General features: G+C 70.7%; 6 protein-coding genes. 4 read left to right on the plus strand and 2 right to left on the minus strand.

Annotation, left to right across the window (positions count from 1 at the left end; translation table 11 throughout):
• Positions 1-340: 340 nt before the first annotated feature.
• The gene (locus MHY30_RS14810; RefSeq protein WP_239279148.1) at positions 341-1,105 is read left to right on the plus strand and encodes a helix-turn-helix transcriptional regulator; all 765 of its coding nucleotides are present in this window, start codon (positions 341-343) and stop codon (positions 1,103-1,105) included.
• Positions 1,106-1,181: 76 nt separating this feature from the next.
• Here MHY30_RS14810 and MHY30_RS14815 read toward each other — a convergent pair whose 3' ends face one another.
• Both MHY30_RS14815 and fdhD read right to left on the minus strand, forming a co-directional pair.
• Positions 1,182-3,503, minus strand: coding sequence for an FdhF/YdeP family oxidoreductase (locus MHY30_RS14815; RefSeq protein WP_239279158.1), 2,322 nt, complete (start codon positions 3,501-3,503; stop codon positions 1,182-1,184).
• Positions 3,504-3,563: 60 nt separating this feature from the next.
• The gene (fdhD, locus tag MHY30_RS14820; protein ID WP_239279150.1) at positions 3,564-4,442 is read right to left on the minus strand and encodes a formate dehydrogenase accessory sulfurtransferase FdhD; all 879 of its coding nucleotides are present in this window, start codon (positions 4,440-4,442) and stop codon (positions 3,564-3,566) included.
• A 169-nt stretch (positions 4,443-4,611) separates the two neighbouring features.
• Here fdhD and MHY30_RS14825 point away from each other — a divergent pair, with 169 nt between their 5' ends.
• The 3 genes from MHY30_RS14825 (at position 4,612) to MHY30_RS14835 (ending at position 6,630) form a co-directional block, all read left to right on the plus strand.
• Positions 4,612-5,205: a hypothetical protein gene (locus MHY30_RS14825; RefSeq protein ID WP_239279152.1), complete on the plus strand. Its 594-nt coding sequence runs from the start codon at positions 4,612-4,614 to the stop codon at positions 5,203-5,205.
• A gap of 67 nt (positions 5,206-5,272) precedes the next feature.
• A complete protein-coding gene (locus tag MHY30_RS14830; RefSeq protein ID WP_239279154.1) occupies positions 5,273-6,010 on the plus strand; it encodes a YcnI family protein in 738 nt (245 codons plus the stop codon).
• 2 nt (positions 6,011-6,012) lie between these two features.
• On the plus strand, positions 6,013-6,630 hold the full coding sequence (locus tag MHY30_RS14835; protein WP_239279156.1) for a copper resistance CopC family protein: 618 nt from the start codon (positions 6,013-6,015) through the stop codon (positions 6,628-6,630).
• The last annotated feature ends 87 nt before the right edge of the window (positions 6,631-6,717 follow it).

The raw sequence follows: 6,717 nt of genomic DNA on the forward strand, positions 1-6,717 counted from the left end.
GGGCGGCGGGGTTCGGGGTGGTCACGCGGCTGAGCTCCAAGATTCGCAGGGGCCGGAACGGGTTCAGTCTAGTTGGGCGTGCCGACCGGCCCGGGCGGGTGCCGCGGCTCAGCGATGCACTCAACCTCAGTCAGTCGACCCGCAACCCGACTGAGGTTCTCGGCATCGCTGGGGATGTGCAGCGCACGGCGGGTGCCCGGGGCACGGATGGGCTGGTGCGTCACTGTCCCGTCGCGTTCTCGCCGTATCGTCCTCGTACGCGGGGGCTGGCGGGGGAGTGTCGGGCGGCTGACGGGTCGTCGTCGTGGAGCTCGCATGCCGCGCTTTCTACTGTGGCGTTATGAACACAACACGGATCGCCGAGTTGCGGTCGCTACGAGGTTGGACCCAGGAACGCCTCGCGGAAGTCAGTGGGGTGACGGTCCGCACGATCCAACGACTCGAGGCAGGCAACGAGGTGAGTTTGAATACGCTCGCACGCATCGGGGAGGCTCTCGATGTCCCGGTTCGAGACCTCTTCGTGACAGTGCCCGAGGGTGATTACGGGAGATCTTTGTCGGCGCTGGATCGCGCCGAGGTCGAGGGCTTCTCCCGCGCGGCGAGCGTTGCGTGGAGGAGAATCGCGCTCGCCGTGAGTATGTTCACGGCTTCACCCGTTCCCGTCGTGTTGTTGATCGCCGTCGCTGACAGAGGGGTGATCCCCGTGAGTGTCGAGGTCGCCGTCGTTCTCGGGGTCGGGCTGTTCCTCTTGATCTGTGCGGGCGCGGGGCTGTGCCTTGTGCGGGCGTCCCGCCACCTGGCCCCGTACTCGGCTGTCCGCCGAAAGCGTCTGGGTGCTGATCCTGCGGCGGTCCAGTGGGTGGAGCGCGTCAGAGATGCTCACTCCCGCCAGCGCTTCTCGTCGATCTCCCTGGCGATATGCCTATGGGTGCTCTCTCCCCTGCCACTCATCACCGCCGCACTTCTCGATCCCACTCCTCAACAGCCTTTGTGGATCGCGGGGGGAGCGGGCTTCCTCCTCGTAGCCGTGGCTGCAGGCTTGTTCGCGGTCGTGCGGACCGCTTCGCCCGCGTACGTCGCAAACAAGGTCGCGAGGGTCGGATGACGAGGGGGAAGGACCGCGCGGGACGCATCAGCCGGCGCGTACACACTTCCCACCCGGTGGGTCTTGCACCACTCGCCTAGCCGGTCTTCGCCACCCGCACCCGCAGGCTCTTCATCAACGGCTGATCGCTCTGGCGGCTGTAGTCGTCGGGGCCGAGGAGGACGTTCATCTCGGGGAAGTAGCCCGCGGCGCTGCCGCGCGGGGTGTCGTACTCCAGCGCGCGGAACGCCGTGACGCTTCGCTTGGACCCGTCGCGCGAGGTCGCCACGATGTCGACCAGGTCGCCCTCGGCGATGCCGCGATCTCGCATGTCCTTGCGGTTCATGAAGATGAGCTCGCGGATGTTGCGAACGCCGCGGTAGCGGTCGTCGGCCGAGTAGATCGTGGTGTTCCACTGGTCGTGCGAGCGCATGGTCTGGAGCACCAGCACGTCGGAGTCGGCGGGGATGACATCGGGCAGTTCGGCGGTGGAGAACTCCGCCTTCCCCGAGGGCGTGCGGAAGTCGCGCTCGCGCGCGGGCTGAGGAATGCGGAAGCCCCAGTGCTGGCGGACGAGCTCGTTGAAGCCCTCGAACCCGGGCAGCACCTTCGCCATGGTGTCGCGGATGCGGTCGTAGTCGCCGACATACCACTCCCACGGCGTCTTCGAGTCGGGCATCGTCGCGCGGGCCATGCGCGCGATGATCGCCGGCTCGCTGAGGAGGTGGGGCGACGCGGGCTTGCGCGACCCGAGCGAGAGCATGACCGAGCTCATGGCATCCTCGGTCGAGATCGACTGCGGACCCGACTCCTGCTCGTCGCGCTCGGTGCGGCCGAGGCAGGGGAGGATGAGCGCCGCCTTGCCGTGCGTGAGGTGGCTGCGGTTGAGCTTCGTGCTGACGTGCACGGTGAGATCGCAGCGGCTCATGCCCTCGGCCGTGAGCTTCGTGTCGGGGGCGGCCCGCACGAAGTTGCCGCCCATGCCGACGAACACCTTGAGGTCGCCGCGGTGGAGGGCCGCGACCGTGTGCACGGTGTCGAGTCCGGGATCGCGGGGCGACCGGATGCCGCACACCTCGTCGAGCTTCGCGAGCCACTCCTCCGTCGGCTTGTGGTTGATGCCGCACGTGCGGTTGCCCTGGACGTTGCTATGGCCGCGCACGGGCGAGGGCCCGGTGCCGAGGCGTCCGACGTTGCCGCGCAGGAGCAGGAGGTTCACGATCTCGCGGACCGTGTCGACGCCGTGCTCGTGCTGGCTGACGCCGAGGCACCAGCTGATCACGGTGCGCTCGGAGGCGAGGTAGATGTCGGCGGCGGCGCGGATCTCGGTCTCGGTCAGGCCCGCCTGCGTGACGAGCGCGTCCCACGGGGTCGCCTCCACCAGCGCGCGGTAGGCCTCGTAGTCGTGGGTGTAGTCCTCGATGAAGGCCCGGTCGAGCACCGACGGGTCGGTCTCGGCCGCTTCGAACACGACCTTGGCCATGCCGCGGATCAGCGCGAGATCGCCGCCCGGGCGCACCTGCAGGTTGAGAGTGCTCGTGGGGTGGTCGTTGAACGTGGCCATGTCGAGGATCTCGTGCGGCACGATCGTGCGGGTCGCCGCGACCTCGCGCAGCGGGTTCACGTGCACGACCTGGGCTCCGCGCTCGACGGCCTCCGCGAGGCTCGTCAGCATGCGCGGCGCGTTCGAGGCGGCGTTGACACCCAGCACGAACAGCGCGTCGCAGTTCTGCCAGTCCTCGAGGTCGGCGGTGCCCTTGCCGGTGGCGAGGGATGCCGTGAGCCCGCGGCCCGAGCCCTCGTGACACATGTTCGAGCAGTCGGGGAGGTTGTTCGTGCCGAGCTCTCGCGCGAACAGCTGGTACAGGAAGGACGCTTCGTTGCTCAGCCGCCCCGAGGTGTAGAAGGCGGCCTCGTCGGGGCTGTCGAGCCCCTGCAGGTGACGGCCGATCAGGCGGAACGCGTCGTTCCACGAGATGGGCACGTAGTGATCGGTCACCGGGTCATACGACATCGGACCGACGAGCCGCCCGGCATCCTCGAGGGCGAAGTCGGTCCACTCTGCGAGCTCGGAAACGGAGTGCTCGGCGAAGAACTCCTTGCCCACGCGCTTGTGGGTCATCTCCCACGTGACGTGCTTGATGCCGTTCTCGCAGATGTCGAGGGCGACGCCCTTGTCGTCGGGCCACGCGCAGCCCGGGCAGTCGAAACCGCTCTTCGGGTGGTTCATGGTGAACATCGCCTTGGTGCCGGCGACCGGCTGACGCTGCTCCAGGAGAACCTTGCCCACCGTGAGCGCGGCGCCCCAGCCCGCGGCCGGGTGCGTGTACTCGCCGGTGCTCGACCAATCGTCGGTGACGGCGGGCCCGAGCCCGCCCTGACGCGGTGCGTCCTTCATCAGCCCGAACGCGTCCCCCATGCTCACCCTCCGATGGTTGCGGCGCTGAGTCGGTGGCATCCACACACCGTGCGCCTCCGGTCAGCGTACGCCCGAGGTCTCCGCGGGAGCGGGGGTTGTGGATGGTGCGCGGATGCGATCGGGGCGTGTGTAGACGTTCATGCTGCCGCCGCGGACGAATCCGGCGACGGTGAGGCCCGCACGCTCGGCCAGCTCGATCGCGAGCGACGAAGGGGCCGAAACTGCGGACAGGATCGGGATGCCGGCCATCACCGCCTTCTGGACGAGTTCGAAGCTCACACGCCCCGACACCTGCAGCACGGTTCCGCGCAGCGGCAGACGGTCGTTCAGTAGCGCCCAGCCGACGACCTTGTCGACGGCGTTGTGCCGTCCGACGTCCTCGCGGACGACGAGCAGCGCGCCGGTCTCGACGTCGAAGAGCGCCGCCGCGTGCAGCCCGCCGGTCTTGGCGAACACCTTCTGCCCCTCGCGCAGGCGGTCGGGGTACGCGGCGAGGTCGACGGCCCCGACCCGGATGCCATCCTCCGCCACGTCGTACGACGACACCTTCTCCACCGCCTCGATGGATGCCGTCCCGCACACGCCGCACGAACTCGTGGTGTAGAAGTTGCGAGCGATGTCGGGGGAGGGGAGCGCGACGCCCGGGGCGAGCGTGAGATCGAGGATGTTGTAGGTGTTGCCGTCCTCGCCGCCGGTGCCCGGGCCGCCGCAGTGGATCGCGCGGGAGAACTGATCGCCGCGGTGGATCACGCCCTCCGAGACGAGGAACCCGGCCGCGAGCTCGACGTCGTGCCCCGGCGTGCGCATCGTCACCGACAGCGGTGACCCGGCGACGCGGATCTCGAGCGGCTCCTCGACGGCGATGGCATCCGGACGCTGCCGGTTGACGCCGTCGAGCGTGATGCGGGTGACGCGACGCGAGGCGGTGAGGCGGCCCACGTCAGATCCGAACGCGCGCGGTGGGGGACATGGGTCGAGCGTACGCCGGGGTGAGGGGCCGCGGCGGGGTTCGCGCGCTGCGGACGGGCGGCGGCAGGGTGCGCGCGCTGCGGTCGGTCGGCGGGCCTGTGGTGGAATGGCAGGGACGGATGCCGTGCGGAGGAGGACCATGTCGGCGAGGGCGGGGCGCGCGCGCCGCGCGGTGCGCGGGGTCTCCGCGGCTGCGCTCGCGACCTTCGTCGCGACCCTGTCGCACTCCGTGGCCGCCGGTGACCTGCCCGCGACGCTGAACGTCGTGCTGGCGCTGAGCCTCGCATCCCCGCTGTGCATCGCCCTGGTGGGGCGCACGGCCTCATGGTGGCGTCTGACCGCCGCGATCGCGACGAGCCAGCTGCTGTTCCACTCGCTGCTCGCTCTCGACCTCCGCGGCGGCATCAGCGCCCCCGCGCACCACGGCGGTGCCGCCGCGCTCGCCGAGGTCGCGGCATCCGGGCATGCCCATGGGCTCACGGGGACGGAGTCGCCGTGGATGTGGGCCGCGCACGCGTTCGCCGCCGCGGTCACCGTACTGGCGCTCGGTTCGGGGGAGCGGGCGCTGCGCGCCGTCGCCGGGCTGCTGTCCGACACGTTCCGCGCTCTCATGCCTGTCTCGGCGCCGCGCCCCCTCGCGACCCCGCGCGTGCGTCCGGAGCCGCCGCTGCTGACGGTCGGCATGACCGTGCTCTCGGGGATGAGACACCGGGGTCCGCCGCTTCCGGCGTAGTTCCCTTCACTCATCCTTCGCGCTTCGGCGTGCAATCACGCCTGCGCATTTTCAGAAAGCAGCCTTCATGTCCCGTACCCTTTCGCGCGCCCTCGTGGGCGCCGCCGCCGGCCTCGCCCTCGCGCTGGGCGTTCCGCTCGCGGCATCCGCGCACGTCACCGTGAACCCCAACACCGCCACCCCCGGCAGCTACGCCACGGTGAATTTCCGTGTGCCCACCGAGTCGGAGACCGCCTCCACGGTGAAGCTCGAGGTGACTCTCCCGACCGACACCCCGCTGACGGCCGTGCTCGTGCAGCCCGTGCCCGGGTGGACGGCGACCGTCGAGAAGGGCGCTCTGCCCGCGCCCGTCGAGGTCGACGGCAACACCATCAGCGAGGCGCCGCTGAAGATCGTCTGGCAGGCCGACCCCGGCGTGGGTATCGGTCAGGACCAGTTCCAGATCTTCTCGGCCGTGCTCGGACCCGTGCCCGACACCGGTCACCTCGTGCTCCCCGCGGCGCAGACGTACTCCGACGGTGAGGTGGTCGACTGGGCCGCGACCCCCGACGAGGTCGCCGCCGACGACACGCTCGAGCCGGCCCCCGTGCTGTACATCAATGACGCCCCGCCGGCGTCGGGCCACGGCGCCTCGCACGGTGCCGCGACCGCAGCGAACGACGACGATCACACGATGTCCGAGGCGTCCTCTTCGGACGGCTCCGCCGGAGCGGCGCTGGGGCTCAGCATCGCCGCGCTCGTGATCGGCATCGGCGGCGCGGTGCTCGGCGCGCTCGCTTTCGCCCGCCGCCCGAAGAAGGCCTGACCGTGCGCGCGCTCACGGCGTCCGCGCGTCCTGCCCGCCGTCGCGGCGCGATGATGGCGCTCGTCGTCGCGGCCGCCGTGGGCGCTGCGTTCGGCGGGGCTCCGGCCGCCTCGGCGCACGACAGCCTCGTCGCGGCGACGCCGTCGGCCGACGAGGTCGTGTCCACGGCATCCGAGGTGGAGCTGACCTTCAGCGCCAACCTCCTCGGCGCCGACGGCGGCAACGAGGTCATCGTCGTCGGACCCGACGGTCGGCACTACGAGACGGACTGCACCGCTCTGGCAGGACCAGCGCTTACCACCCCGGTGCAGCTCGGGCCGGAGGGCGAGTACGAAGTCACGTGGCGGGCGGTGTCGTCCGACGGCCACCCCGTGTCGGGAACGTACGTCTTCTCCTACGCCCCCGCCGCGGACGAACCCGCGTCCGAGGGCTCGACGGAGTCGCCGTGCGCGACGGTCACGGCGCAGCAGACGGGACCGACGGATGCCACGCCCCCCGCCGCCGCACCTTCGGGTCTGGTCATCGGGCTCTCGGTCGGCGGCGTCGCGGTCATCGTGGTCGGGGTCGTCGTGGCACTGCTCGTGCGGCCGCGCCGGGACGGCGACTCGGGCGACGAGTGACCCGGGCGGGGAGGGGCTGTTCGGCTCCTCCCCGCCGACACCCGGTCTGCACAACTCCCGCGGATGCGGTGGGCGGCGGGGAGGAGC

Source organism: Microbacterium sp. ACRRU, from assembly GCF_022346945.1.
Taxonomy (GTDB): Bacteria; Actinomycetota; Actinomycetes; order Actinomycetales; family Microbacteriaceae; genus Microbacterium; species Microbacterium mcarthurae.

Excerpts from the sequence above, each read along its gene's own strand:
- MHY30_RS14810 (WP_239279148.1), top strand. The coding sequence starts at position 341 with ATGAACACAACACGGATCGCCGAGTTGCGGTCGCTACGAGGTTGGACC.
- MHY30_RS14815 (WP_239279158.1), bottom strand. The coding sequence starts at position 3,503 with ATGGGGGACGCGTTCGGGCTGATGAAGGACGCACCGCGTCAGGGCGGG.
- MHY30_RS14825 (WP_239279152.1), top strand. The coding sequence starts at position 4,612 with ATGTCGGCGAGGGCGGGGCGCGCGCGCCGCGCGGTGCGCGGGGTCTCC.
- MHY30_RS14830 (WP_239279154.1), top strand. The coding sequence starts at position 5,273 with ATGTCCCGTACCCTTTCGCGCGCCCTCGTGGGCGCCGCCGCCGGCCTC.